Consider the following 24839-nt stretch of genomic DNA (forward strand, 5'->3'; position numbering starts at 1 on the left):
CTCGGATTCGCGACGAGGGGATCGCAAAGGGTATCATGGGCACCCCTGTTCCCGGCCGTTGCCGACCATGCCTCGCAGCAAGAGCAGTTCCCGCTGGCTGCGGGAGCATTTCGACGATGTCTACGTTAAGAAAGCCCAGGCCGAAGGCCTGCGTTCGCGCGCCGTCTACAAGCTGGAAGAACTGATCGAGCGGGATAACCTGCTCAAGCCCGGGATGCGGGTGGTGGACCTCGGCGCCGCCCCCGGGGGCTGGTCGCAGCTGGTTCGTCAACGCTTGGGTGATAGTGGTACCGTGGTGGCGCTGGATATCCTGCCGATGCAGGGTATCGCCGGGGTGGATTTCCTGCAGGGCGATTTCCGCGAGGAGAACGTGCTGCATGCCCTGGAGTCGCGCCTGGACGGCCAGAAGCTCGATCTTGTGCTGTCTGACATGGCCCCCAATATGAGTGGTGTGGCCTTGGCGGACCAGATCCGGGCGATGGATCTGGCCGAACTGGCGCTTGATTTCAGCCGGCACTGGCTCAAACCCGGTGGCGCGTTTCTAATCAAGCTGTTCCAGGGAACGGGCTTTGACGATTACTTACGAGGCTTGCGCGCAGAGTTTTCGCGCGTAAGCATGCGTAAACCGAAGGCCTCCCGCGCGCGTTCGCGGGAGGTGTATGCGCTGGCAACCGGGTACAAACCGGCAAGCCGGCAAAATGGCGAGAACCGCGCATGAATGAGACATGGAAAACCCTGTTGCTCTGGCTGGTCATCGCGGTGGTGCTTATCACCGTGTTCCAGAGCTTCAACCCGCACGGTGGCGCCTCCTCGGACCTGCCTTACAGCAGCTTTGTGCAGAGTGTGGACAGCGGCAACGTCGCTACCGCCACCATCAGCGCCGAGAACCCCGCCACCATCAGCGGCAAGCTGAAGGACGGCAGCAACTACCGTACGGTGGCGCCCGTGCTTGGCTTCTCCACCAGCACGGTGGTCAAGCAGATGCAGGACAAGAACGTCATCGTCACCCAGGATTCGGGCACCGGCTTCTCGCTGATCGGCCTGCTGGTGAACTGGCTACCGGTCATCCTGATCGTGGGCGTGTTCATCTGGTTCATGCGCCAGATGCAGCAGGGTGGTGGCGGACGCGGGGCGATGAGCTTCGGCCGTTCGCGTGCCAAGCTGCAGGGCGAGGACCAGGTCAAGGTCAATTTCAGCGACGTCGCCGGCTGCGACGAAGCGAAGGAGGAAGTCGGCGAACTGGTCGAATTCCTGCGCGATCCGGGTAAATTCCAGCGCCTGGGCGGCAAGATCCCGCGCGGCGTGCTGATGGTCGGCCCGCCCGGCACCGGCAAGACGCTGCTCGCCAAGGCGATTGCCGGCGAGGCCAAGGTGCCGTTCTTCTCGATCTCCGGCTCCGACTTCGTCGAGATGTTCGTCGGCGTGGGCGCATCGCGCGTGCGCGACATGTTCGACCAGGCCAAGAAGCACGCGCCGTGCATCATCTTCATCGACGAAATCGATGCGGTGGGCCGTCATCGCGGTGCGGGCCTGGGCGGCGGCCACGACGAGCGCGAGCAGACGCTCAACCAGTTGCTGGTGGAAATGGACGGTTTCGAGGGCACCGAGGGCATCATCGTCATCGCCGCCACCAACCGTCCGGACGTGCTGGACCCGGCACTGCTGCGCCCGGGCCGCTTCGACCGCCAGGTGGTGGTCGGCCTGCCGGACGTGAAGGGCCGCGAACAAATCCTCAAGGTGCACCTGCGCAAGGTTCCGACGGCCAGCGATGTGGATCCGATGGTGATCGCACGCGGTACGCCGGGCTTCTCCGGCGCGGACCTGGCCAACCTCGTCAATGAGGCCGCCCTGTTCGCGGCGCGCGAAAACGCCCGCGAAGTGCGCATGAGCCATATGGACAAGGCGCGCGACAAGATCCTGATGGGTACCGAGCGCCGCTCGATGGCCATGAGCGAGGACGAAAAGAAGCTCACCGCCTACCACGAAGCGGGCCACGCCATCGTCGGCCGCCTGGTGCCCGAGCACGATCCGGTCTACAAGGTCACCATCATCCCGCGCGGCCGTGCGCTGGGCGTCACCATGTACCTGCCGGAAAGCGACAAGTACAGCATGAACCGCACCGCCATCGAATCGCAGCTGTGCTCGCTGTACGGCGGCCGCGTGGCCGAAGAGCTGATCTTCGGTACCGACAAGGTGACCACCGGCGCATCCAACGACATCGAGCGTGCGACCAAGATGGCGCGCAACATGGCCACCAAGTGGGGCCTTTCCGATGAACTCGGCCCCGTTACCTACGGCGAAGAAGAAGACGAAGTCTTCCTGGGCCGTTCGGTCACGCAACACAAGAACGTTTCCAACGAGACGGCGCGCAAGATCGACGAGGTCGTGCGTGACATTCTCGACCGTGCCTATGGCCGTACCAAGCAGATCCTGACCGACAACATCGACAAGCTGCACGTAATGGCCGACGCCTTGCTGCAGTATGAAACCATCGATGCGCGCCAGATCGACGACATCATGAACGGTCGCGTGCCGGGACCGCCGGCGGACTGGTCCAAGACCGCTTCGTCCGGCCCGTCGGTGCCGCCGCCCCCGCCGCGTGGCGATGCCGGGGCCAAGGTGGGCGATCCGGCCACGCAAAGCCGCATCTGATGATGGATGGACAATGTGAAAAGGCCGCCTCAATCGGGCGGCCTTTTCATTTGCGCAAGCGTGTGCGCGATGGAGTCTGGACGGTACCCGGCAGACGCATCGGTCTTGCCAGCCCGGTTGCGCAGGCAGACGTCAGAGGATCTGCAACACGGCTTCGGGCGGGCGTCCGATCGCCGCCTTGCCGTTCGCCACCACGATCGGCCGTTCGATCAGGCGTGGATGCGTAGCCATCGCCTGGATCAATGCCTCGTCATCGAGCGAGGCGTCGTCCAGGCGTAACTGCGCGTAGACATCCTCGCCACGGCGCAACAATTGCCGTGCTGTGATGCCCAGCAGTAACAGCAGCGCTTTCAGTTCGTTGGCGCTGGGTGGCGCGTCGAGGTAGTTGACGATCTCGAACGGTTTGCCGTGCTCTTCGAGCAAGGCCAAGGTGCTGCGTGATTTCGAGCAGCGAATGTTGTGGTAAATGCGGATCATGCCCTGCGTGGGTACCCGCGATCAGCGGTTGCCGGAACGATTGCCACCGCCGCCGCCATGAGGCCGGCCGCCACCGTGCGGGCGGTTGCCGCGACCCTGCGGGCGTCCGCCCTGACCGGCGCGACCGCCCTGGCCGCCACGGTTATTGCGATTGGTGTTGCCACCGGCGCCAAAGCCGCCATACGGATTGGCATTGCCCGTGCCACCGCCACCACGGCGATTGCCATAAGCATTGCCGCCACCGCCACCGCCACCGCCACCGCTACCGCTACCACTACGTCCACCTTCGCGGCTTTCGCCGGCGAACCAGGTGCGGGCGGGGGGCAGTTCCTGACCGGGGCCGATGCCGCGCTTCTTCTTGTTGCGGTTCTTGGCGGGCCGTTCGGGGCCGGCGACGTTGCCGTTCACTTCACGATTGGGATTGGCACGGCGTCGCTGCTGCTTGCCGCGCACGGGTTCTTCGCGGATGCGATCGAATGCACGCAATTCGCGCGCTTCGTCGTGATAGCCGCCGCTCCAACCGGTGCTGCTGCCTTTTTCGGGACGATATTCGGTGACATTGCGCGGTGCGCGGCGTTGGTGCAGCACGGGGCTGAGCGTGAGCACCGGTTGCGGCGCGCCGAGGCCGGCGACCTTGCGCAGTTCCTTCACCGATTCTTCGTTGAGCGCTTCGCAGTCGCTACGGCGCAGGGTGCGCGGCAGCTCGATGTTGCCGTAGCGGATACGCTTGAGGCGGCTCACCAGGAAGCCTTGCGAATCCCACAGGCGGCGTACTTCGCGATTGCGGCCTTCGCGAATGACCACGCGGAACCAGCTGTGACTGCCGCCGCGGCTGATGATGGCGATTTCGTCGAAGCGGGCGGGGCCGTCTTCCAGCTCCACGCCGGCTTTTAGCTTTTCGATGATTTCGTCGGGTACTTCGCCGTGCACGCGGCATAGATATTCGCGTTCCAGGCCGCTGCGCGGGTGCATCAACGCATTGGCGAGCTCACCATCGGTGGTGAGCAGCAGCAGGCCTGTGGTGTTGATGTCCAGGCGCCCCACCGCGACCCAGCGCGCGCCTTTCAGTCGCGGCAGCTGCTCGAATACGGTTGGGCGGCCTTCGGGGTCTTCACGCGTGGTCACCACGCCTTCGGGCTTGTGGTAGACCAGCACTTCGGCGTCGTCGCGGTTGTCGGTAGCAACGACGAACTGCTTGCTGTCGACCACGACGCGGTCTCCGGCGCGCACACTGGCGCCGATGTTGGCGGGCGTGCCGTTGACCTCCACTTCACCGGCCTGGATGCGTTGTTCCAGCATGCGGCGCGAGCCGAGGCCGGCGTTGGCGAGCACCTTGTGCAGGCGTTCTTCGATTTGCGGGGTGTTTTCGGCCGGCGCGGCGCGCTTGAGGCTCAATACGGATTTTTGCGGCGCATTCATGCGCGATACTCCTCGGTGTCTTGCGTGTGGCTGCCTTCATCGGCATCCGCACTGTCCGCTGCCTCGTCGGCAGTGGAAGGGTGGGTTTGGACCGCTTCGTCCGCCTCGCTGGCGGATTCGTCGTCGTGATGGGACTGGGCATCCACGCGATCGTGGCGATCGTCTTCGACGGGGTCGTGAGGGGTTGGGTCGGTGCGATCTTCGCTTTCAGTACCTGCGTCCGCCTCGATGGCGGGCTCGTCGTGGTGAGACTCGGTTGCCACGCGATCGTAGCGGTCGTCCTCGACGGGGTTGGGGTGGGCTTCTTGGCTGTGCTGTTCGTTTTCGGAGCCTTCGCCGGCTTCGGCTCCAGCTACAGGCTCTTCGGCGTCCGGATCGATGGGCAGGTCGCGAATGACGCGGGGCGGGAAAGGCTCGTCGTCCAGGCGTAGTTGCGGGTCTTCCATGTCGCGGATTTCGGAGAGCGGCGGCAACTCATCCAGCGATTTGAGGTTGAAGTAGTCGAGGAAGGCGCGGGTGGTGCCGAACAGGGCCGGCTTGCCGGGCACGTCGCGGTGGCCGACCACGCGGATCCATTCGCGCTCCTCCAAGGTCTTGATGATGTTGGATGACACCACCACGCCGCGGATCTGCTCGATCTCCGGTCGCGTGATCGGCTGGCGGTAGGCGATCAGCGCCAAGGTTTCCAGCAGTGCGCGGGAGTAGCGGCTGGGTTTTTCGCTCCACATGCGCGATACCCAGGGGTGCACGTCCTGTCGGACCTGATAGCGAAAGCCCGAGCCCACTTCCTTCAGTTCCACGCCGCGGCCGGCGCAATCTTCGGCAAGCGCCTGGAGCGCCATGGCGATCTGGGCACGATCAACGCCGTCTTCTTCAACGAACAGATCGCCCAGTTGCACGACGCTCAACGGCTGGCTGGCGGCGAGCAGGGCTGCTTCGATAATCGTTTTCAGTTGCTCGATCTGCATACGCTTAGGATCGGGATTCCATGACAGGTTGTGCGTTACTTATTCGGTGCCCGAAGCACTGTGCTGCTCTTCGTCGAAGGCATCGTCGTCGGCGGCCACTTCGGCCTCTTCCATGGCCGAGCTGGCGTTGGCCTTGACGTAGATCGCGGCCAGCGGTTCTTCCTGCACGATGTTGATCAGGAACTCCTTGGCCAGTTCCAGCATGGCCAGGAAGGTGACCACCACGCCCAGGCGTCCCTCGGTCACGTCGAACAGGCTCTCGAAACGGTGGAACTGGTCGTCGTCCAGCTTGCTGAGCAGCTCGCCCATGCGCTGGCGCACGCTCAGTGCCTCGCGCTTGATGGCGTGATGCCCAAACAATTCGGCCCGGTGCAGCACATCCTTGAGGGCCAGCAGCATTTCCTTCAGATCGAGCGGCGGCGGCAGCTTGATCACGTTGCGCTCGCCCACCTCGGCCTGCACGGCCACCGTGTCGCGCTCCATGCGGGGCAGGGCGTCGATATCCTCGGCGGCCTTCTTGAACCGCTCGTATTCCTGCAAGCGGCGGACCAGTTCCGCACGGGGGTCTTCTTCCAGGCCTTCTTCCGTGGGAGGGCGAGGCAGCAGCAGGCGAGATTTGATCTCCGCCAGGATCGCCGCCATCAGCAGGTACTCGGCGGCCAGCTCCAGGCGCATCACATCGCGCATCATGTCGATGTATTCCATGTATTGCCGGGTGATTTCGGCAATCGGAATGTCCAGGATGTCCAGATTTTGCCGCCGGATCAGGTAAAGCAGCAGATCCAGCGGTCCCTCGAAGGCTTCCAGGATGACTTCCAGCGCATCCGGGGGAATGTAAAGGTCCTGCGGCATTTGCAGGATGGGTTCGCCGCGCACGATGGCCAGAGGCATCTCCTGCTGCTGCGGAACCCCGGCAAACGCATCTTGCGTTGCTTGTACAGGCTGAGACTCGGTTGGCTCAGTGCTCATCAATGCATGTCATTGGGCCGCCCGGCAGGGCTGGCGGTTCGTTCTGTTGATGATCGGAACCTGTCTTACGATGCTAAATCGAAGAAAGGCTCGTACCCGGAATGCCTTCGGTTGCGCAGGCCATTCCCGTGAAACCAGATCTTGCGATGCCCAGCCGGGCTGCGGGTTTCCCGCAATGGCAACCCCTGACGAAGCCACAGGCCGCGGTTCGGTCAGGTGTGCGGTCGCTGGTGCCGGGCCGGTCGTGACGGAAGCGATCAGGCTGAAACCACGCGTGACGCCGCCAGCGTCGCCCGCGAATCGTAAAAGTCGGCTGAAAACATCGGGTGGAGGCCAACCCGACCAGGATCCCCGGCGTGCATCCGTGCGTGGCTCCACACGCGGGTGACAGATTAACTGCAGTACGCAAGCATGTCCAGCGAAGGCTTCAGCTGCGGGTAAGGGTTGGCGAAGAGGCCGCGCGGAGCCGGCAGCCAGTTACGGCAGCATGTGACCTATCGCGTCGGCTCCCGCGACGGCATGGTGCTGAAATACACCCGATGGGTCTTTGAAACGCAGCTGTAGCAGTGGCATGCAGCTTGCATCATCATACGGAGATATCCGGATAAACCGGCTTAAAAGGCCGGCGGCGCGCGTTAGAAGCGCCAAGCCCGAGGGCCTGGCCCATGGCGCGACCGGAACAGGGGATGGCGTAAGGCGGCAACGCTGCGCGGTATGGAGGGTGAAAGACATGATGACTGAGGGTGGAGATGCCATGGAAGGTTCCGACAACGAGCATCTGCGTCCGGCGCGCATGCGCATCAAGACGACGGTTCTGATGAGCCATGGCGATGCGTCGCATCCGACCGACCTGATCGACATTTCCGCAACGGGTGTGCTGCTGCGCCGGCCGCGCGAATGGGGCGGTCAACCGGGGGAAAGCTGGGTGCTGGACATGATTTTCGGCCACGACCTGCATATCCATCTTGAGGCCAAGGTGGCACGGGTGTCGGAAAAGCACATTGGCTTTGCCTACACGCGCATTCCCGAAGACAAGCAGGTGCCGCTGTGGAACCTGCTGGGCGGCTACGCCGATATCCTTGAGATGTGGCACGACGAGTAAGCGTACCCGCACCCCGCCAGACGCGGGGTGTGCATGGGCATGCCTCGATGGCTAGCGATCAACCGGCGGCGACGGCCTTCTTTTCGTCGCGCAGTTCGCGGCGCAAAATCTTGCCTACGTTGCTCTTGGGCAGCGCATCGCGGAACTCGATAATCTTCGGCCGCTTGTAGCCGGTAAGGTTTTCGCGGCAGAACTCCTTGAGCTGTTCGGTCGTCAAGTTCGGGTCCTTGCGCACCACGAACAGCTTCACGACTTCGCCCGAGTGCTCGTCCGGCACGCCGATCGCGGCAACCTCGGCCACGCCCGGGCACTTCATCACGGTATCCTCGATCTCGTTCGGATACACGTTGAAGCCCGAGACCAGGATCATGTCCTTCTTGCGATCGACAATGTAGATGTAGCCGGAGGTGTCCATGCGCCCGATGTCGCCGGTGCGCAACCAGCCGTCGGCGCTGAGCACCTTGCTCGTCTCGCCCGGCTGGTTCCAATAGCCCTTCATCACCTGCGGGCCGTGGATGCAGATCTCGCCGACTTCGCCGATGTCCAGCTGCTTGCCCTCTTCATCCTGAATGCTGATGGCCGTGGAGGGAACCGGCAGGCCGATGGAGCCGTTGAATTGCGCGCCTTCCACCAGCGGATTGATGGTGGCGACGGGCGAGCTTTCGGTCATGCCGTAGCCTTCGATCAGCACGCAGCCGGTGACCTTATGCCACTTTTCGGCCACGGCACGCTGCACGGCCATGCCGCCGCCGAAACTCATGCGCAGGCTGGAGAAATCGACCTGGTCGAAACCGGGCGTATTGAGCAGGCCATTGAACAGCGTGTTGACCCCGGTGATCGCGGTGAACTTGGTTTTGCTTAGCTCCTTCACGAACGCCGGCATGTCGCGCGGATTGGTAATCAGGATGCTGCGGCCGCCGAAGCGCAGGAAGATGAAGCAATTACAGGTCAACGCGAAGATGTGATAAAGCGGCAAGGCCGTGATGATGGTTTCCTCGCCAGGCTTGATCTTGGCGCCGAACCAGGCGCCGGCCTGCAGCATGTTGGCGATCATGTTGCCATGCGTGAGCATCGCGCCCTTGGCGACGCCGGTGGTACCGCCGGTGTACTGCAGGAAGGCGATATCGTCATGCTTGAGCGAGGGCTTGGTCACTTCGTGCCGAGCACCGCGCGCGAGCGCTTCGCTGAAACGCACGGCGTGCGGCAGCGAGTAGGCGGGCACCATCTTCTTGACATGCTTGAGCACGAAATTGACCAGCACGCCCTTGGCGCCGAGCAGGTCGCCGATGCCGGTGGTCACGATGTGCTTGACGCCGGTCTCGCCGACCACCTCCTGCAGCGTCGCGGCAAAATTGTCCAGCACCACGATCGCCTGCGCGCCGGCGTCGGCGAGCTGATGCTTGAGTTCGCGCGCCGTATACATGGGGTTGGTGTTCACCACCACCAGTCCGGCGCGCAACGCGCCGAACAGGGCGATGGGATACTGCAGGATATTGGGCAGCATGATCGCCAGGCGATCACCTTGCTTGAGCTTGAGTTCGCCGGTCAGGTAGCCGGCGAATTGGCGGCTGAGCGTGTCGATCTGGCCATAGCTGAGGCTTTTGCCGAAATTGCAGAAGGCGGTGCGTTGCCCATAACGCTCAAAGGCCTCTTCCAGCACCGCAGCCACGGACGCATATTGGTTGATGTCGATGTCCGCGGGTACGCCATCCGGATAGTGACTCAGCCACGGATGCTCATTGCTCATGTTCAATCCCAAGCTCCAATAAGTGACGATCCGATGGTGGCGACGGCGGGCATCGGGCATCATGCGGGCGAGGCATTGGAGCATACGCCCGCGTATAGCGGCAAGCGGCGCTGCAGCGAGATTCGAGCATGTCAAAACTAAACCGGTGGGGCGGCTGGGTATGCCTGCTGGCGGTCCTGGCCGTGAGTGTTGCCGGCTGTCGTCGGGCGCCCGACGACGTGTTGATCCGGCAAGCCCTCGACAAGGCCGCGCAGGGCGTTCGGGCGGTTGATGCATCGGCCGTGACGGCGCAGCTTACGGATGACTTCGATGGCAACGACGGCGAGATGGGCCGCAAGGACATCGGCAATCTTTTGCGCGTGGCGAGCTTCCGTGGCGAGACCTTGCACGCTGTGCTCGGACCGGTGGACGTGCAACCGCGGGGCGACCGCTACTTGGCCGACTTTACCGTCACGCTCACCAGCGGCGGCAAGCTGTTTCCCTCGCAACTGGGTGTGTATGCCGTCCAGACGGCATGGAAGCGCGAGGGGCACGTTTGGCGTTGCTATCAGGCTAGCTGGAAACAGCAACTCTAAACAGCGTCCATCCAGGCGAAGACGCTGCCCCGCAAGGCAGCGTCTTCGCGGCGGGTATCAGGCGGCCTTCTTGCTGGCCAGCTGACGCAGCACGTATTGCAGGATGCCGCCGTGGCGGAAAAACTCGCGTTCCTTCGGCGTCAGCAACAACACTTTCACCGTGAACGTTTTTTCGCCGCCATCACCCTTGGCCACGACCGTGGCCTCTTTCGATTCGCCGTCCTTGAGCCCGGTGATCTCAAAGGTTTCCTTGCCGGTCAAGCCCAGTGATTTGGCGTTTTCGCCGTCCTTGAACTGCAGCGGCAACACGCCCATGCCCACCAGGTTGGAGCGGTGGATGCGTTCGAAGCTTTCGGCGATCACCGCTTTGACGCCCAGCAGCAAGGTACCCTTGGCGGCCCAGTCGCGCGATGAGCCGGTGCCGTATTCCTTGCCGGCGAGCACTACCAGCGGTGTATGGTCGGTTTTGTATTTCATCGCCGCATCGTAGATGGCCATCTGTTCGCCGGAAGGCACATGCAGCGTGTAGCCGCCTTCCACGCCATCCAGCATCAGGTTCTTGATACGGATATTGGCGAAGGTGCCACGTACCATCACATCATCGTTGCCGCGGCGCGAGCCGTAGGAGTTGAAATCCTTAGGCTCGACGCCCTTGGAAATCAGGAAGCGTCCGGCCGGGCTGTCTTTCTTGATCGAGCCGGCCGGCGAGATGTGGTCGGTGGTGATCGAATCGCCAAACAGGCCCAGCACGCGTGCGCCGTGGATGTCCTCGATCTTGCCGGTCTCCATCGTCATGCCCTCGAAATAGGGCGGGTTCTTGATGTAGGTGGAATCGCTCCACTTGTAGACCGAGCCGTCCGGCGATTCGATGTGGTTCCAGCGCGTATCGCCCTTGAACACGTCGGCATAGTTTTTCTCGAACATCTGTGGATTGATCGCGCCGGCGATGACGTCGGAGATTTCCTTGTTGCTCGGCCAGATGTCCTTCAGGTACACCGGCTTGCCGTCCGTGTCTTCGCCGAGCGGATCCTTGGACAGATCCACATCCAGCGAGCCGGCCAGCGCGTAGGCGACGACCAGCGGCGGCGAAGCGAGATAATTCATCTTCACCTCCGGATGCACGCGGCCTTCGAAATTACGATTGCCCGACAGCACCGATGCCACCGCAAGATCGCCCTCGGCAATGCCCTTGCTGATTTCCTGCGGCAGCGGGCCGGAGTTGCCGATGCAGGTCGTGCAGCCATAGCCCACGATGTAGAAGCCGACCTTTTCCAGCTCCTTGAGCAACCCGGTTTTTTCCAGATAGTCGGTCACTACCAGCGACCCCGGGCCGATCGAAGTTTTCACCCACGGCTTTGCCTTCAGGCCCTTGGCGGCGGCTTTTTTCGCCAACAAGCCGGCGCCCAGCATCACGGCGGGATTGGAGGTATTGGTGCACGAGGTAATGGCGGCAATCACCACCGCGCCGTCTTGCAGATGAAACTCATGGCCGTTCATCGATACGCGCGGCCCCTTGGCCAGCGCACTTGCATCGTGCCCCACGGCGGTGCCGCCACCTTCGTTGGCAAAGCGCGCTTCGCCGCCGTTGCGATTGGCGGTCAATGCGCCGAGGCTGTCATGGAAGCTCTTCCTCACGCCTTCCAGCAGCACGCGGTCCTGCGGACGCTTCGGGCCGGCCATGGACGGTTTCACGTCCGCCAGGTCCAGTTCCAGCGTGGTGGTGAATTGGGCATGTGGCGTGTTTTCGTCGTGCCATAGGCCCTGCGCCTGGGCATACGCCTTGACCAGTTCGATCTGATCGTCTTTGCGGCCGGACAGGCGCAGGTAGTTCAGTGCTTCCTGGTCGATCGGAAAAATGCCGCAGGTCGCCCCGTATTCCGGCGCCATGTTGCCGATTGTTGCGCGATCGGCGAGCGGCAGATGCTTGAGGCCATCGCCGAAGAACTCGACGAATTTGCCGACCACGCCGAGCTTGCGCAGCATCTGCGTCACCGTCAGCACCAGGTCGGTGGCGGTGACGCCTTCGGCGAGCTTGCCGCTGAGCTTGAAGCCGACCACTTGCGGAATCAGCATCGACGAGGGCTGGCCGAGCATGGCCGCCTCCGCTTCGATGCCGCCCACGCCCCAACCCAGCACGCCGATGCCGTTGATCATGGTCGTATGCGAATCGGTGCCGAACACGGTATCCGGATACAGCCACTTCTCGCCGTCAACCTCTTTGGCGAACACCACGCGCGCCAGGTGTTCAAGGTTCACCTGGTGCACGATGCCGGTACGCGGCGGCACCACCTTGAAGTTATTGAAAGCCTTCTGGCCCCAGCGCAGGAACGAGTAGCGCTCCTGGTTGCGGTGGAATTCGATCTCGACGTTTTTTTCCAGCGCTGATTCGGAGCCGTACACGTCCACCTGTACCGAGTGATCGATCACCAGTTCGGCGGGCGCCAGCGGGTTGATCTGCTTGGCGTCGCCGCCGAGCTTCACCACCGCATCGCGCATCGCGGCCAGGTCGACCACGCAGGGGACGCCGGTGAAATCCTGCAGCACCACGCGCGCGGGCATGAAAGAGATTTCGGTATCGGGCTCGGCTTTGGGGTTCCACTTCGCCACCGCTTCGATTTCCTTCGCGGTGACATTGACGCCATCCTCGTGGCGCAACAGGTTTTCCAGCAGGATCTTCATGGAATAGGGCAGCCGCTTGATGTCCAGGCGCTGTCCGAGCTTGGTCAGGCTGGCAATGTTGTAAGAGCTGCCGTTGACCTTCAGGGTGTCGCGGGTGGCGAATGAATCCAGCATGGGGGTAACTCCTGTTGCGTGAAGTCAGGCGGACGCACGAGGCGTAGCAGGCAAATGCTAAACCAGCGAACGTTAGGGCAATTGCAAGGAGGGTCTTCTTCCGTCTGGGGATACGGCAAAGTTTGGGGCAAATCGAAAGGCGCGCAAGCCACTTTGGTGGCATTTCCAGCACGAACGCATTGCAAGATTTCGAATGCAGCCGGAAATGCCTTCTCCGATTGCGACGCCGATGGCGCGACTGGCAAAATATACGCTTGAAGGAAGCCCCCAAAGGGCATGAGGGCAGGCCATCGGGCTTGCCCGGCCCAGGCAGCGGCCGTGCCCCACCCCATCATGGGACGTATCCGCCCCCGCGGCGGAGGCAGCCCTTTTGTCAGCCAAAGGACGAGATCATATGCTCCAAGCCTATCGCCAACATGTTGCCGAGCGCGCCGCGCTGGGCGTCCCCCCGCTGCCCTTGACGGCCCAGCAGACTACCGAGTTGGTCGAGCTGCTCAAGCATCCGCCGGCGGGCGAAGAGGGCTTCCTCGTCGAGCTGATCGCCTACCGCGTGCCGGCCGGCGTGGACGATGCGGCCAAGGTCAAGGCCTCCTATCTGGCCGCCGTCGCCTTCGGCAGCGAAACGTGCGCGCTGATTACACGCCAGAAGGCGACCGAGCTGCTCGGCACCATGCTCGGCGGCTACAACATCCATCCGTTGATCGAGCTGCTCGACGATGCGCAGGTCGGCGGCATCGCGGCCGAGGCGCTGAAGAAAACCCTGCTGATATTCGACGCCTTCCACGACGTGAAGGACAAGGCCGACAAGGGCAACGCCAACGCGAAGGCCGTGCTGCAAAGCTGGGCCGATGCCGAATGGTTCACCAGCCGCCCGGAAGTGCCGCAGAGCCTCACCATCACCGTGTTCAAGGTGCCGGGTGAAACCAACACCGACGATCTCTCGCCGGCTCCCGACGCGACCACCCGCCCCGACATCCCGTTGCATGCGCTGGCGATGCTGAAGAACAAGCGCGATGGCGCGCCGTTCCAGCCCGAGGAAGACGGCAAGCGCGGCCCCATCCAGCAGATTCTCGACCTCAAGAACAAGGGCCACCTGGTCGCCTACGTCGGCGATGTGGTCGGCACCGGTTCCAGCCGCAAGTCCGCCACCAACTCGGTGTTGTGGTGGACCGGCGAAGACATTCCCTTCATTCCCAACAAACGCTTCGGCGGTGTGTGCCTGGGCAGCAAGATCGCGCCGATCTTCTACAACACGATGGAAGACGCCGGCGCGCTGCCGATCGAGCTGGACGTGTCCAAGATGGACATGGGCGAGGTGATCGAGCTGCGTCCGTATGACGGCAAGGCGCTGAAGAACGGCCAGGTCATCGCCGAGTTTCAGGTGAAGTCCGACGTGCTGTTCGACGAAGTGCGCGCCGGCGGCCGCATTCCGCTGATCATTGGCCGCGGCCTCACCGGCAAGGCGCGCGAAGCGTTGGGCTTGCCGCCGTCGAACCTGTTCCGCCTGCCGCAGAGTCCGGCCGATACCGGCAAGGGCTATACGCTGGCGCAGAAGATGGTCGGCCGCGCCTGCGGCCTGCCGGAAGGCAAGGGCGTTCGCCCAGGGACCTATTGCGAGCCGAAGATGACCTCGGTCGGCTCGCAGGACACCACCGGCCCCATGACGCGCGACGAGCTGAAGGACCTGGCCTGTCTGGGCTTCTCGGCGGACCTGGTGATGCAATCGTTCTGTCACACCGCCGCTTATCCCAAGCCGGTGGACGTGAAGACCCACCATGAGCTGCCCGCCTTCATTGCCACCCGCGGCGGCATTAGCCTGCGCCCGGGCGATGGCGTGATCCACTCCTGGCTCAATCGCATGCTGCTGCCCGACACGGTCGGTACCGGCGGCGACAGCCATACGCGTTTCCCGATCGGCATTTCCTTCCCGGCCGGTTCCGGCCTGGTCGCTTTCGCAGCGGCCACCGGCGTGATGCCGCTGGACATGCCCGAGTCGGTGCTGGTTCGCTTCAAGGGCGAGCTGCAGCCGGGCGTGACGCTGCGCGACCTGGTCAACGCGATTCCGCTGTACGCGATCAAGCAGGGCCTGCTCACCGTCGCCAAGCAGGGCAAGAAGAACATCTTCTCCGGCCGCATCCTGGAAATCGAAGGCCTGCCGAACCTGAAAGTGGAACAGGCGTTCGAGCTGTCCGACGCCTCGGCCGAGCGCTCGGCTGCCGGCTGCACGGTGCACCTCAACAAGGAACCGATCATCGAGTACCTCAACTCGAACATCACCTTGCTCAAGTACATGATCGCGCAGGGTTACCAGGATGGGCGCAGCCTGCAGCGCCGCATCAAGGCGATGGAAGCCTGGTTGGCCGACCCGCAGCTGCTGGAACGCGATGCGGATGCCCCGTACGCGGCCGTGATCGAGATCGACCTGGCCGACGTGCACGAACCGATCGTGGCTTGCCCGAACGATCCGGATGACGTCAAGACGCTCTCCGACGTTGCCGGTGCGGTCATCGACGAAGTGTTCATCGGCTCGTGCATGACCAACATCGGCCATTTCCGCGCCGCCTCGAAACTGCTGGAAGGCAAGCGCGATATCCCGACGCGCCTGTGGGTGGCCCCGCCGACCAAGATGGACCAGCAGCAGCTGACCGAGGAGGGTCATTACGGCGTGCTCGGCACGGCCGGCGCGCGCATGGAAATGCCCGGCTGCTCGCTGTGCATGGGCAACCAGGCGCAGGTGCGCGAGGGCGCGACGGTGTTCTCCACCTCCACCCGCAACTTCCCCAATCGCCTGGGCAAGAACTCCAACGTGTACCTGGGTTCGGCGGAACTGGCGGCCATCTGCTCGCGTCTGGGGCGTATTCCGACCAAACAGGAATACATGACCGACATCGGCGTGATCAATGCCAACGGCGACAAGATCTATCGCTACATGAACTTCGACCAGATCGCCGACTTCAAGCAAGTGGCCGATACCGTCGAAGCGTAAACACGCCGCACAGCAACCCTCCTTCCCCTGCGCGCAGCGGGGGAAGGCTGGGGTGGGGGCGAGTCCGCCACGTTTGCGGCAAGCTGGTGCAACCCCTCCTCGGTCCTCCCCTGCAAGCAAGGGAGGAGGCACATACTTGCCAAGCCCGGCCTGTGCCGGGCTTCGTCGTTTATGCTTTTGCCCACGGCAACGGTGGAGCAAGCGCGCGGATGATGTCTTCCCAACTATCGGTCGTGTCGTTGCGCGATCTCACCCTGGTGCAGGCTGTGCATCGGCACGGCAGCTTCAACAGCGCCGCGCGCGCCATGCATATCAGTCCGTCCGGCTTGTCCCATCAGGTGCAGAAGGTGGAGCAGGCCCTGGGCGCGCCGTTGTTCGAACGCGGCGGGCGCCGCATAGTGCCTACCGCCGGTGGCCGCAGGTTGCTTGAGCAGATCGATGCGGTGCTGCTGGCCGCCGAGCATCTGCAGCAGGCCGCGCGTGCCGGTGCCGTGGCTTTCGGCGGCGAGCTTCGGCTCGGTGTGCCGGTGTCGCTGGGACCGTATCTGCTGCCGCACCTGATCGAGCCTTTTCCCCAGCATTTTCCTGGCGCGCGGCTAAGCCTTTCGGAAGGCAAGCCGCGCGGATTGCTACGGCGCCTGCACGAAGGCGAGCTGGACGCGGTGCTGGCGCCGCCGGCCTCCACCGTGAGCGGTGTCGCCGTGAGCCCGCTGTTCTTCGAGCCATGGGAACTGATGCTGCGCGCCGATCATCCACTGGCCGGCAAGCGCAACGTAACCTTGGATCAACTCAGCGCCAGCGACGCGATCCTGATGGCCGAAAGCCACGCCGATGGCGAGGGCTATGTGCAGGACGTGAGCCTGGAGAGCCTCGCCGCGCTGGTCACGCTGCGCGGCGGCTACGCGCTGGTCCCGGCGCTGGCGCACGATCGGCTCGCCTCCATGCCCGACGTCGTGCTGGCGAAGATCAAAGGGCAGGCGACCGGGCGCGAAATCGCGCTGTACTGGCGCGAAGCCTCCCCCTGGCGCGGTGATCTGCAGGCGTTTGCGCAATTGCTGCGCAGATTGGCCCGCCAGCGCCCGGGGTTGCGCGTGATCGACACGGGGCACTAAGTCAGCGGTTGTCCAGCGTGGTGCCGGTCAGCAATCCGCGCGCAAGCATGCTGCACTGCCGGCGATGCAGCAGCAGCTGCCATTGGCGGCCGCCGATCTGCCGCCACAACACCGCCGAGCGCACGCCCGCCAGCAAGCTGGCGCGCACGCGTTCCACCAGCGCCGGTTGCTGCAGCCATTGCGGATTGCCCGTCACCATCACGCGCGGACGCAACGTCGAGATGGTGTTGGTGTAGAGCGCGGCCAGGCGCCCGAAAACCTGCGGCGAGCTGAGACCAAAATGGTCCACCTGGCGCTTGGTCGCCAAGATGCCCTGCTGCAGGTCGTCGAGCAGATCCTTGCGATGGGCCAGGCTGCGCTCCAGCCGCATGACCGTGACCACCATGCGGGTCATGGACATGTCGCGGCTGCTTTCGTCCAGTTGCCCGATCAGCGTACGCAACCCCAGGCGAATGCCCGATACGTTGCCGTAGACGCCGATTACCGAAGGTGCGTCGATGCGAAACACGCTGGCCAGGCTGGCGTCCAGCGCCAGGTCGTCGCAGCGGCCTTCGTTGGCCAGCTGGTGCGCAAGGGCCGAGGCCTGGAACAAACCGGCCAGCGCCAACACGCGCTCCTCGTTGATGGCTAAAGCATTAAACACGCAGTGACACTCTCGTTGCTGGGTCGTGGATGCCGCCGAACGCGGCGTCGGTCGCACAGATCACGGCGCCGCCCAGGCATTCCTCGCGGTCGTAGAAGACCACCGATTGCCCTGGCGTCACGGCGCGCTGCGGATCGTCGAAGCGTACTTCGATCTGGTCATGGCTTACCGACACCATGCAGGCCTGATCGTTCTGGCGATAACGGGTCTTGGCGGTACAGCGGAACTCGGCGGCCGGCGGATGTCCCGCCACCCAGGTGGGCGACTGGGCAAGCAGCCGCCGGGAATACAGCCATTGGCTTTCGCCACCCTGGGCCACGTACAGCACGTTGGCCGCCACGTCCTTGCCGACCACGTACCACGCTTCGCCGCTGGCGCCCTGGCGGCCGCCGATTCCCAGGCCGTTGCGCTGGCCCAGGGTGTAGTACATCACGCCCTGGTGCTCGCCGATCAGGTGCCCCTCGGGACTGCGCATCTGGCCTGGCCGGGCAGGGATGTATTGGCTCAGAAACTGCCGGAAATCACGCTCGCCGATGAAGCAGATGCCGGTGGAGTCTTTCTTGGCGTGGGTAGGCAATGCCGCTTCGCGGGCCAGGTCGCGCACCCGTGATTTTTCGATCTCGCCGATCGGGAATAAGGTGGCCGCCAGCTGCTGCTGGCCCAGCGCATGCAGGAAATAGGTCTGGTCCTTGCCCCCATCGACCGCGCGCAGCAGGCGGTGGCGGCCATCCAGGCAATCCACTCTCGCGTAATGTCCCGTGGCGATCTTTTGCGCGCCCAGCGCCCGGGCTTCATCCAGAAATGTCTTGAATTTGATTTCGCGATTGCACAGCACGTCCGGGTTGGGCGTGCGGCCGGCGCGGTATTCGGCCAGGAAGTGCTCGAACACCCCGTCCCAGTATTCGGCGGCGAAGTTGCGCGCATGGAAGGGAATGCCCAGCCGCCCGCACACGGCGACGGCGTCCTTGCGATCGGTGTCGGCGGTGCAGGGCCCGTTGCGATCGTCTTCCTCCCAGTTTTGCATGAACAGGCCTTCGACCGCGTGGCCGGCCTGTTGCAACAGCAGCGCGGCCACCGACGAATCGACGCCGCCGGAGATACCCAGCGTCACCTTCATGACAGGCCGCCGTCGGGCATCAGATTGCCCACGATCGACAGCGGCAGGCGCTGCCCGGCCAGCCAGTCCTCGATGCTCATCAGCACCATGGGGCTGCGCAGGCGCTCGCCCAGCCCGGCGATTTCGCCGTGGGTCAGCCACAGCGCTCGGCGCACGCCCGTATCGAGCGGCTGCTGAGGATCGTGATGCAAGGGCCTGGCGGCGAAGGTGAAACGCACGATCACCTCACCGTGCTCGCTGCTGCGCCACTGGTGTACGCCGATCAGGTGGGTCAGCTCCACTGTCCAGCCGGTTTCCTCCCGCGTTTCGCGCACGGCGGCGTGATGCAGGCTCTCATTGTCATCCAGATGGCCCGCCGGCTGGTTATAGGCGAGACGGCCGTTCACTTCCTCCTCGACCATGAGGTAGCGATCGCCCTCGGCCACCACGCAGGCTACCGTGACACGCGGGCGCCAGGCGCCGTTAGAGGAATCGTCGGATGGGTTCATCGGGAGTCAAAGGCCCAGGGGAGGGTCTGGAAATAGCGTTATTGTGCCATTACCTCAAGCCCGGCCGCCGAGGAGCACAATCATCCAAGGCGTATACTGGAACCGAACAGGCACAAATCCGGAACGATGGCGAACGAACCCGAACAAGAACACGGCAGTGGACACGGACTGGCCGTCGAAGTATCCAAGCCCGAAGTAGCGCGTCCCCCGCTATTTCAGGTTTTGCTGCTCAATGACGATTTCACACCTATGGACTTTGTGGTCGAGGTACTGCGTAGCTTCTTTGGCATGGATCAGGAGAAAGCCGTACAGATCATGTTGCACGTACACACCCGCGGTAAGGGCGTGTGCGGGGTGTTTACCCGGGAGGTGGCCGAAACCAAGGTTACCCAGGTAAACGAGTATTCACGTGCCAACCAGCATCCTCTGTTGTGCACGATGGAAAAAGTCTGACTGGAAACGGTCTGATTGGCCCCCATCTTGCATCCAACGCGGTGAATCCGCCCATCATTGCAGTGGAGTAGGTCCGGATGTTCAGCAAGGATCTCGAAGTCACAATCGGCCAGTGCTACAAGCAGGCCCGCGAGCAGCGCCACGAGTTCATGACGGTGGAGCACCTGCTGCTCGCCCTCACCGAGAACCAATCGGCGCTGGGTGCCCTGCGAGCCTGTGGTGCGGACCTTCCGCGTTTGACCCATGAGCTGGAAAAAATCATCGCCGAGACCGTGCCGGTATTGCCGCATGGCGACGAGCGCGATACCCAGCCCACCCTCGGTTTCCAGCGCGTGCTGCAACGCGCGGTCTATCACGTGCAGTCGTCCGGCCGTAAGGAAGTCACCGGTGCGAACGTGCTGGTGGCGATCTTCGGCGAGAAGGACTCGCACGCGGTGTACTTCCTGCACCAGCAGGAAATCACGCGGCTGGACGTGGTCAATTACATTTCCCACGGCATCGCCAAGATCGGCGACGAGCCGTCCTCCAGCATGCCCGGCAGCGAACGTGATAACGAAGAAGGCGGCGAGGGCAAGGGCAATCCGCTCGGCGAATACGCCTCCAACCTCAACGAGCTGGCGCTGGAAGGCAAGATCGACCCGCTGATCGGCCGCCAGGACGAGATCGAGCGCACCATCCAGGTGCTATGCCGCCGCCGCAAGAACAATCCGCTGTATGTCGGCGAGGCCGGCGTAGGCAAGACGGCGCTGGCCGAGGGCCTGGCCAAGCGCATCGTCGATGGCGAAGTGCCCGAAGTGCTCGAAAACGCCACCATCTGGGCGCTGGACCTGGGCGCGCTGGTCGCCGGCACCAAATATCGCGGCGATTTCGAGAAGCGCCTGAAAGCCGTCATCGGCCAGCTGAAGAAGCAGCCGGGGGCCATTCTCTTCATCGACGAGATTCACACCATCATCGGTGCCGGTTCCGCGTCGGGCGGCACCATGGACGCCAGCAACCTGATCAAGCCGATGCTGGCGTCGGGCGAGCTGCGCTGCATCGGTTCGACCACGTTCCAGGAATTCCGCGGTATTTTCGAGAAGGATCGCGCGCTGGCGCGCCGCTTCCAGAAGATCGACGTGGTCGAACCCAGCGTGGCGGAGAGCTTCGAGATCCTCAAGGGTCTCAAGTCGCGCTTCGAAGAGCATCACAGCGTGTCCTACACGGTGGAAGCGCTGAAGGCGGCGGTGGATCTGTCGGTCAAGCACATTCCCGATCGCCTGCTGCCCGACAAGGCCATCGACGTGATCGACGAGGCGGGCGCACGCCAGCGCCTGCTGCCGGCCGAGCAGCGCACCGGCAAGGTCGACGTGCCGGAGGTGGAATACATCGTCGCCAAGATGGCGCGCATCCCGGCCAAGCAGGTGTCGGCCTCCGATCGCGATGTGCTGAGGAATCTGGAGCGCAACCTCAAGATGGTCGTGTTCGGCCAGGATCCGGCGATCGAAGCCCTGGCGGCATCGATCAAGATGGCTCGTTCGGGCCTGGCCGATCCTTCCAAGCCGATCGGCTGCTTCCTGCTCGCCGGCCCGACGGGCGTGGGCAAGACCGAGGTCACCAAGCAGCTGGCCATGCAGTTGGGCATCGAGATGATCCGCTTCGACATGTCCGAGTACATGGAAGCGCATTCGGTCTCGCGCCTGGTCGGCGCTCCTCCGGGCTACGTCGGCTTCGACCAGGGCGGCCTGCTGACCGAGGCCGTTACCAAGCACCCGCATGCGGTGCTGCTGCTGGATGAAATCGAGAAGGCGCATCCGGATGTTTTCAACATCCTGTTGCAGGTGATGGACCGCGGCGTGCTGACCGATACCAACGGACGCGAGGCCAACTTCAAGAACGTGGTAGTGGTGATGACCACCAACGCCGGTGCGCAGCAGGCGTCGCGTCGGGGCATCGGCTTCGTCAAGCAGAGCCACTCGATGGACGCGATGGAAGTGATCCGCCGCACGTTCACGCCGGAATTTCGCAACCGCCTCGATGCGATCATCCAGTTCAATGCGCTGGACTTCGACCATATCCTGCGCGTGGTCGACAAGTTCCTGATCGAACTGGAATCGCAGCTGAGCGAGAAGCACGTGACGCTGGATGTGGATGCCGATGCCCGCCGCTGGCTGGCCGAGCACGGCTTCGATCCGCAAATGGGCGCGCGCCCGATGGCCCGCGTGATCCAGGAGAAGGTCAAGCGCGTGCTGGCCGACGAGCTGCTGTTCGGCAAGCTGGCCGACGGCGGCAAGGTGATGCTGAGCGTGCGCGAGGGCGAGCTGCAGGTGAATACCGAAGCGGCGGAGCCGGTGCCGGCGGCGGTGTCTTGAACGGATGGCCAGTCGATCGCGCAACCGCGGGAGATTGGCCACGGAAATGTCGGGTTTCAGACGCGAGTATGCGCGAAAGGCGCAGCGGCATCGGGAGCCGAACGACAGGCAGTACGACCGCAAGATGGAGGACAGAGTCAAACGGATGGATCCGGAGGAGCTCAGCGAATTGCTTTATGGCGATGACACCGAATCGGAAGCTGGTTGATTCTCCTATCCAAGACGAAAAAAGCCGCGCATGTGCGCGGCTTTTTCGTAAGGTGCCGGAAGCTGCGCAGCTTACTTCATGCGGTAGGTGATACGCCCCTTGGTCAGGTCGTAAGGTGTCATTTCCACCTTGACCTTGTCGCCCGTCAGGATGCGGATGTAGTGCTTGCGCATGCGGCCCGAGATGTGGGCGATGACAATGTGGCCGTTTTCCAGCTGCACACGAAACATGGTGTTGGGCAGGGTTTCCACCACCGTGCCTTCCATTTCAATGACGTCGTCTTTGGCCATGCGTTCCGGGAATATGCGCCGGCCACCATGGCCGCGTAAGCCCTCGATTATGCCACGTTTTGCAGGCGGGTCAAAGAAGCGTTAAGTGAAGTGTTCGTCCAGCTTGCGCCGGATTTCCTGCTCGATCATGGTCTTGAGCGGAGAAAACAGCAGTCCGAGCTGGGCCGTCACGCGGATTTCCTGGGCCTGGACGGCGATTTTGCCGCTGATCCCGGGGCGTTCGAATACCAGCGCGCCATCCTGCCAATGGCTCTTGAGGTCGAATTTCTCGCGCATGCGGTCGGCGACTTTGTCGATGACGCCGTGGGCGTCGGCTTCGGAGAGGCGATGGGGGCGGCGGATATCGATGCTTGGCATGGTCGGTTCGGGCTGGCAGGTCGGACATGATAAAGCGTTCCCGATGTCGATAGTTCCTACGCTTCTGATAGAGTCGCGCCGTCACGTTGTTGGTCGTTTATGCGCATCGAGTTTCCTCATTCCGCCCGGGCAAGTTTTCCTTGGAGTCAGTCGCTGCTGCGCATCGGCAGCGAGCCCGACAACGACCTGATACTTGCCTCGGGCCAGGCGGCAGCGCACCACTTGCGGATCTGCGTGGATCGCCGTGGCTGGGTGCTGGAAGTGCTGCCCGATGCCAACCGCGTCTACGTCAACGCCCGGCCGGTGCGCGAGCGCGCCATCCTGCGCCCCGGCGATACGCTCAGTGTCGGCGACTGCCGCATGCTGCTGTGCGTGGATGAGGCGCCAGAGGGCAGGGTTTCGCCCGGCCTGCCCGAGCAGGAACCCTGCACAGTGGCGCTGCGCGCTATCGCCGGGCCGCTCTCCGGGCAGGTGTTGCCGGTGCTGGAGCGGCTGGAACTGGGCCCTCACGGCCGCCTTCCGCTGGATCTGCCGCAGGGCGAAACGGCTTCGCTGGTCATTTTCTGGCGTGATGGCCAGTTACGCCTGGAAACCGAGCAGCCGCTAGCATCGCGCTATCCCCTGCGTGTGAACGGGAGCGCCACCCGGCAGACGGTGTTGTTGCCCGGTGACCAGATCGGCATCGGCATGCACCGTTTTGCGCTCGACGCCCCAGGCCTGGAGCCCGAGCCGGAAATCCTCGTGCCCGATCCGCCCGTCGAACCGCTGCCCGAAGATTTGGCCGGTCCGCGAGGCGAGGTCTGGTGGCTGATCGCGACAGCCGCGGTGCTTGCTTTAGGCATTGCCCTCTTGCTCTTCGTTCATTTCTGACAATTTCAAGTCGCAGGTACGGGATCTTCGAGCCGCAAGTGCTGCGTCCCGTTGACGATGCCTTGCTGCGGCGCGCCATAATGCGGCAGTCATCCTCGATGGGACATGCCGTGTGAGCAGGGTTTGGAACTTCAGCGCAGGTCCGGCGGCACTCCCGTTGCCGGTGCTCGAACGGGCGCAACGCGAATTGCTCGACTGGAACGGCAGCGGCGTCTCCGTGATGGAGCAGTCCCATCGCGGTAAACGATTTATCGCCATGGCCGAACAGGTCGAGGCGAACCTGCGCGAGCTGATGGGCATTCCATCCGACTACGCGGTGTTGTTCCTACAGGGGGGCGCCACCCAGCATTTCGCGCAAATACCCATGAACCTGGCCGGCGATGGCGCCAGTGCGGACTACATCCTCACCGGGCACTGGAGCGAGAAGGCGGCCAGCGAAGCGGCGCCCTACGTGCGCGTCAGTATTGCCGCGACCGACAAGCCCGACGGTTATCTGCGCATACCCCCGCGCGATACCTGGCAGCTTGATCCGAAGGCGGCCTACGTCCACATCGCGACCAACGAAACGATTCACGGCGTCGAGTTCGAGGACATCCCGCACGTGGGCGACGTGCCCCTGGTCGCGGACATGTCGTCCAACATCCTGTCCGGCCCGATCGATGTCCGCCGTTTCGGGCTGATCTATGCCGGCGCGCAGAAAAATATCGGTCCGTCCGGCCTGGTGCTGCTGATCGCCCGCCGCGACCTGCTCGAACGGCAAGCGCGCCCGATGGCACGGATCTTTCGCTACGCCGAGCATGCCGCCAACGAGTCGATGCTCAATACGCCCAACACGTGGGGCTGGTATCTGGCCGGACTGACCTTCGAGTGGCTGAAGGAAAACGGTGGCCTGCCGGCCATGGACGAACACAATCGGCTCAAGGCCGCACTGTTGTACACGGCCATCGACGGCTCGGGCGGTTTCTACAGCAATCCCGTCGATCCGGCCGTGCGTTCGCGCATGAATGTCCCCTTCATTTTGCACGACAGCGCCTTGGACGCACTGTTCCTGCAGGAGTCCGAGGCAGCGGGGCTGATGGCGTTGAAGGGGCACAAGGCGGTAGGCGGCATGCGCGCCTCGCTGTACAACGCGGTGCCGGTGGAAGCGGTGCAGACGCTGGTTGTCTTCATGCACGATTTTGCCGCACGCCACGGCTGATATCGTGCGAGGACTACGGACATTCCCGTTCGTTTCAGGCACTATGCGCCTTCGATTCAGACTTCTT

Annotated in this window: 21 protein-coding genes; 10 read left to right on the forward strand and 11 right to left on the reverse strand. The window is 63.4% G+C overall.

Features of this window, described 5'->3' with window-relative positions:
- The first annotated feature begins 67 nt into the window (after positions 1–67).
- Positions 68–718 (forward strand): 23S rRNA (uridine(2552)-2'-O)-methyltransferase RlmE, encoded by a 651-nt coding sequence (gene rlmE / locus VME63_RS01210; protein WP_325429423.1) that lies wholly within the window; start codon positions 68–70, stop codon positions 716–718.
- Positions 715–2652 (forward strand): ATP-dependent zinc metalloprotease FtsH, encoded by a 1938-nt coding sequence (gene ftsH / locus VME63_RS01215; RefSeq protein WP_325429425.1) that lies wholly within the window; start codon positions 715–717, stop codon positions 2650–2652. The genes rlmE and ftsH overlap by 4 nt, the downstream gene beginning before the upstream one ends.
- Before the next feature lie 132 nt (positions 2653–2784).
- On the opposite strand, the gene arsC is transcribed toward ftsH, so the two are convergent.
- The 4 genes from arsC to VME63_RS01235 are packed head-to-tail and all read right to left on the reverse strand — an operon-like array spanning position 2785 to position 6485.
- A complete protein-coding gene (arsC, locus tag VME63_RS01220; protein WP_325429427.1) occupies positions 2785–3129 on the reverse strand; it encodes an arsenate reductase (glutaredoxin) in 345 nt (114 codons plus the stop codon).
- A 21-nt stretch (positions 3130–3150) separates the two neighbouring features.
- Complete coding sequence (locus VME63_RS01225) at positions 3151–4548, reverse strand: pseudouridine synthase (protein ID WP_325429429.1); 1398 nt, start codon at positions 4546–4548, stop codon at positions 3151–3153.
- Positions 4545–5516 carry an SMC-Scp complex subunit ScpB gene (gene scpB / locus VME63_RS01230; RefSeq protein WP_325429432.1) on the reverse strand — a complete coding sequence of 324 codons (972 nt, stop codon included), beginning with the start codon at positions 5514–5516 and terminating at the stop codon, positions 4545–4547. The genes VME63_RS01225 and scpB overlap by 4 nt, the downstream gene beginning before the upstream one ends.
- A 39-nt stretch (positions 5517–5555) precedes the next feature.
- Positions 5556–6485, reverse strand: coding sequence for a segregation and condensation protein A (locus VME63_RS01235; RefSeq protein ID WP_414648184.1), 930 nt, complete (start codon positions 6483–6485; stop codon positions 5556–5558).
- Between the two features lie 754 nt (positions 6486–7239).
- On the opposite strand from VME63_RS01235, the gene VME63_RS01240 reads away from it, so the two are divergent.
- On the forward strand, positions 7240–7587 hold the full coding sequence (locus tag VME63_RS01240; RefSeq protein ID WP_325429436.1) for a PilZ domain-containing protein: 348 nt from the start codon (positions 7240–7242) through the stop codon (positions 7585–7587).
- Between the two features lie 58 nt (positions 7588–7645).
- On the opposite strand, the gene VME63_RS01245 is transcribed toward VME63_RS01240, so the two are convergent.
- Positions 7646–9334: a long-chain-fatty-acid--CoA ligase gene (locus tag VME63_RS01245; protein ID WP_325429438.1), complete on the reverse strand. Its 1689-nt coding sequence runs from the start codon at positions 9332–9334 to the stop codon at positions 7646–7648.
- Positions 9335–9462: 128 nt separating this feature from the next.
- Between VME63_RS01245 and VME63_RS01250 the strand changes: the two genes are divergently transcribed.
- Complete coding sequence (locus tag VME63_RS01250; RefSeq protein ID WP_325429440.1) at positions 9463–9909, forward strand: hypothetical protein; 447 nt, start codon at positions 9463–9465, stop codon at positions 9907–9909.
- A 57-nt stretch (positions 9910–9966) separates the two neighbouring features.
- Here VME63_RS01250 and acnA read toward each other — a convergent pair whose 3' ends face one another.
- Positions 9967–12702, reverse strand: a complete 2736-nt coding sequence (acnA, locus tag VME63_RS01255) for an aconitate hydratase AcnA (RefSeq protein WP_325429442.1) — start codon at positions 12700–12702, stop codon at positions 9967–9969.
- 394 nt (positions 12703–13096) lie between these two features.
- On the opposite strand from acnA, the gene acnB reads away from it, so the two are divergent.
- Both acnB and VME63_RS01265 read left to right on the forward strand, forming a co-directional pair.
- Positions 13097–15688 (forward strand): bifunctional aconitate hydratase 2/2-methylisocitrate dehydratase, encoded by a 2592-nt coding sequence (gene acnB, locus VME63_RS01260; RefSeq protein ID WP_325429444.1) that lies wholly within the window; start codon positions 13097–13099, stop codon positions 15686–15688.
- Between the two features lie 209 nt (positions 15689–15897).
- Complete coding sequence (locus VME63_RS01265; RefSeq protein ID WP_325429445.1) at positions 15898–16800, forward strand: LysR family transcriptional regulator; 903 nt, start codon at positions 15898–15900, stop codon at positions 16798–16800.
- A gap of 1 nt (position 16801) precedes the next feature.
- Here VME63_RS01265 and hflD read toward each other — a convergent pair whose 3' ends face one another.
- From hflD to VME63_RS01280, 3 genes are read right to left on the reverse strand one after another with little or no spacing between them, the layout of a single operon-like run.
- Entirely contained in the window at positions 16802–17425 is a 624-nt protein-coding gene (gene hflD / locus VME63_RS01270; RefSeq protein ID WP_325429549.1) for a high frequency lysogenization protein HflD, read from the reverse strand.
- A gap of 10 nt (positions 17426–17435) precedes the next feature.
- The gene (gene mnmA / locus VME63_RS01275; RefSeq protein WP_325429447.1) at positions 17436–18560 is read right to left on the reverse strand and encodes a tRNA 2-thiouridine(34) synthase MnmA; all 1125 of its coding nucleotides are present in this window, start codon (positions 18558–18560) and stop codon (positions 17436–17438) included.
- Entirely contained in the window at positions 18557–19048 is a 492-nt protein-coding gene (locus tag VME63_RS01280) for an NUDIX hydrolase (RefSeq protein WP_325429449.1), read from the reverse strand. The genes mnmA and VME63_RS01280 overlap by 4 nt, the downstream gene beginning before the upstream one ends.
- A 126-nt stretch (positions 19049–19174) precedes the next feature.
- Here VME63_RS01280 and clpS point away from each other — a divergent pair, with 126 nt between their 5' ends.
- Together clpS and clpA are read left to right on the forward strand one after the other, a co-directional pair.
- The gene (gene clpS / locus VME63_RS01285; protein WP_325429451.1) at positions 19175–19501 is read left to right on the forward strand and encodes an ATP-dependent Clp protease adapter ClpS; all 327 of its coding nucleotides are present in this window, start codon (positions 19175–19177) and stop codon (positions 19499–19501) included.
- Between the two features lie 77 nt (positions 19502–19578).
- Positions 19579–21849 carry an ATP-dependent Clp protease ATP-binding subunit ClpA gene (gene clpA / locus VME63_RS01290; RefSeq protein ID WP_325429453.1) on the forward strand — a complete coding sequence of 757 codons (2271 nt, stop codon included), beginning with the start codon at positions 19579–19581 and terminating at the stop codon, positions 21847–21849.
- A 279-nt stretch (positions 21850–22128) separates the two neighbouring features.
- Here the strand turns inward: clpA and infA are convergent, their stop codons facing one another.
- Both infA and VME63_RS01300 read right to left on the reverse strand, forming a co-directional pair.
- A complete protein-coding gene (gene infA, locus VME63_RS01295; RefSeq protein WP_115476254.1) occupies positions 22129–22347 on the reverse strand; it encodes a translation initiation factor IF-1 in 219 nt (72 codons plus the stop codon).
- Positions 22348–22428: 81 nt separating this feature from the next.
- A complete protein-coding gene (locus VME63_RS01300) occupies positions 22429–22704 on the reverse strand; it encodes a polyhydroxyalkanoic acid system family protein (protein ID WP_325429455.1) in 276 nt (91 codons plus the stop codon).
- A gap of 99 nt (positions 22705–22803) precedes the next feature.
- Between VME63_RS01300 and VME63_RS01305 the strand changes: the two genes are divergently transcribed.
- Positions 22804–23574 (forward strand): FHA domain-containing protein, encoded by a 771-nt coding sequence (locus tag VME63_RS01305; RefSeq protein ID WP_325429457.1) that lies wholly within the window; start codon positions 22804–22806, stop codon positions 23572–23574.
- A gap of 112 nt (positions 23575–23686) precedes the next feature.
- A complete protein-coding gene (gene serC / locus VME63_RS01310; protein ID WP_325429459.1) occupies positions 23687–24772 on the forward strand; it encodes a 3-phosphoserine/phosphohydroxythreonine transaminase in 1086 nt (361 codons plus the stop codon).
- Positions 24773–24839: the final 67 nt, after the last annotated feature.

This window comes from Dyella sp., assembly GCF_035503745.1.
GTDB lineage: Bacteria > Pseudomonadota > Gammaproteobacteria > Xanthomonadales > Rhodanobacteraceae > Dyella_B.

What these genes read in the sequence shown, in the direction of transcription:
- VME63_RS01225 (WP_325429429.1), bottom strand. Translation starts at nt 4,548, where the DNA reads ATGAATGCGCCGCAAAAATCCGTATTGAGCCTCAAGCGCGCCGCGCCG.
- acnA (WP_325429442.1), bottom strand. Translation starts at nt 12,702, where the DNA reads ATGCTGGATTCATTCGCCACCCGCGACACCCTGAAGGTCAACGGCAGC.
- ftsH (WP_325429425.1), top strand. Translation starts at nt 715, where the DNA reads ATGAATGAGACATGGAAAACCCTGTTGCTCTGGCTGGTCATCGCGGTG.
- VME63_RS01265 (WP_325429445.1), top strand. Translation starts at nt 15,898, where the DNA reads ATGATGTCTTCCCAACTATCGGTCGTGTCGTTGCGCGATCTCACCCTG.
- arsC (WP_325429427.1), bottom strand. Translation starts at nt 3,129, where the DNA reads ATGATCCGCATTTACCACAACATTCGCTGCTCGAAATCACGCAGCACC.
- mnmA (WP_325429447.1), bottom strand. Translation starts at nt 18,560, where the DNA reads ATGAAGGTGACGCTGGGTATCTCCGGCGGCGTCGATTCGTCGGTGGCC.
- VME63_RS01280 (WP_325429449.1), bottom strand. Translation starts at nt 19,048, where the DNA reads ATGAACCCATCCGACGATTCCTCTAACGGCGCCTGGCGCCCGCGTGTC.
- rlmE (WP_325429423.1), top strand. Translation starts at nt 68, where the DNA reads ATGCCTCGCAGCAAGAGCAGTTCCCGCTGGCTGCGGGAGCATTTCGAC.
- clpA (WP_325429453.1), top strand. Translation starts at nt 19,579, where the DNA reads ATGTTCAGCAAGGATCTCGAAGTCACAATCGGCCAGTGCTACAAGCAG.
- VME63_RS01305 (WP_325429457.1), top strand. Translation starts at nt 22,804, where the DNA reads ATGCGCATCGAGTTTCCTCATTCCGCCCGGGCAAGTTTTCCTTGGAGT.
- VME63_RS01240 (WP_325429436.1), top strand. Translation starts at nt 7,240, where the DNA reads ATGGAAGGTTCCGACAACGAGCATCTGCGTCCGGCGCGCATGCGCATC.
- VME63_RS01235 (WP_414648184.1), bottom strand. Translation starts at nt 6,485, where the DNA reads ATGAGCACTGAGCCAACCGAGTCTCAGCCTGTACAAGCAACGCAAGAT.
- VME63_RS01250 (WP_325429440.1), top strand. Translation starts at nt 9,463, where the DNA reads ATGTCAAAACTAAACCGGTGGGGCGGCTGGGTATGCCTGCTGGCGGTC.
- VME63_RS01300 (WP_325429455.1), bottom strand. Translation starts at nt 22,704, where the DNA reads ATGCCAAGCATCGATATCCGCCGCCCCCATCGCCTCTCCGAAGCCGAC.
- VME63_RS01245 (WP_325429438.1), bottom strand. Translation starts at nt 9,334, where the DNA reads ATGAGCAATGAGCATCCGTGGCTGAGTCACTATCCGGATGGCGTACCC.
- clpS (WP_325429451.1), top strand. Translation starts at nt 19,175, where the DNA reads ATGGCGAACGAACCCGAACAAGAACACGGCAGTGGACACGGACTGGCC.
- infA (WP_115476254.1), bottom strand. Translation starts at nt 22,347, where the DNA reads ATGGCCAAAGACGACGTCATTGAAATGGAAGGCACGGTGGTGGAAACC.
- acnB (WP_325429444.1), top strand. Translation starts at nt 13,097, where the DNA reads ATGCTCCAAGCCTATCGCCAACATGTTGCCGAGCGCGCCGCGCTGGGC.
- scpB (WP_325429432.1), bottom strand. Translation starts at nt 5,516, where the DNA reads ATGCAGATCGAGCAACTGAAAACGATTATCGAAGCAGCCCTGCTCGCC.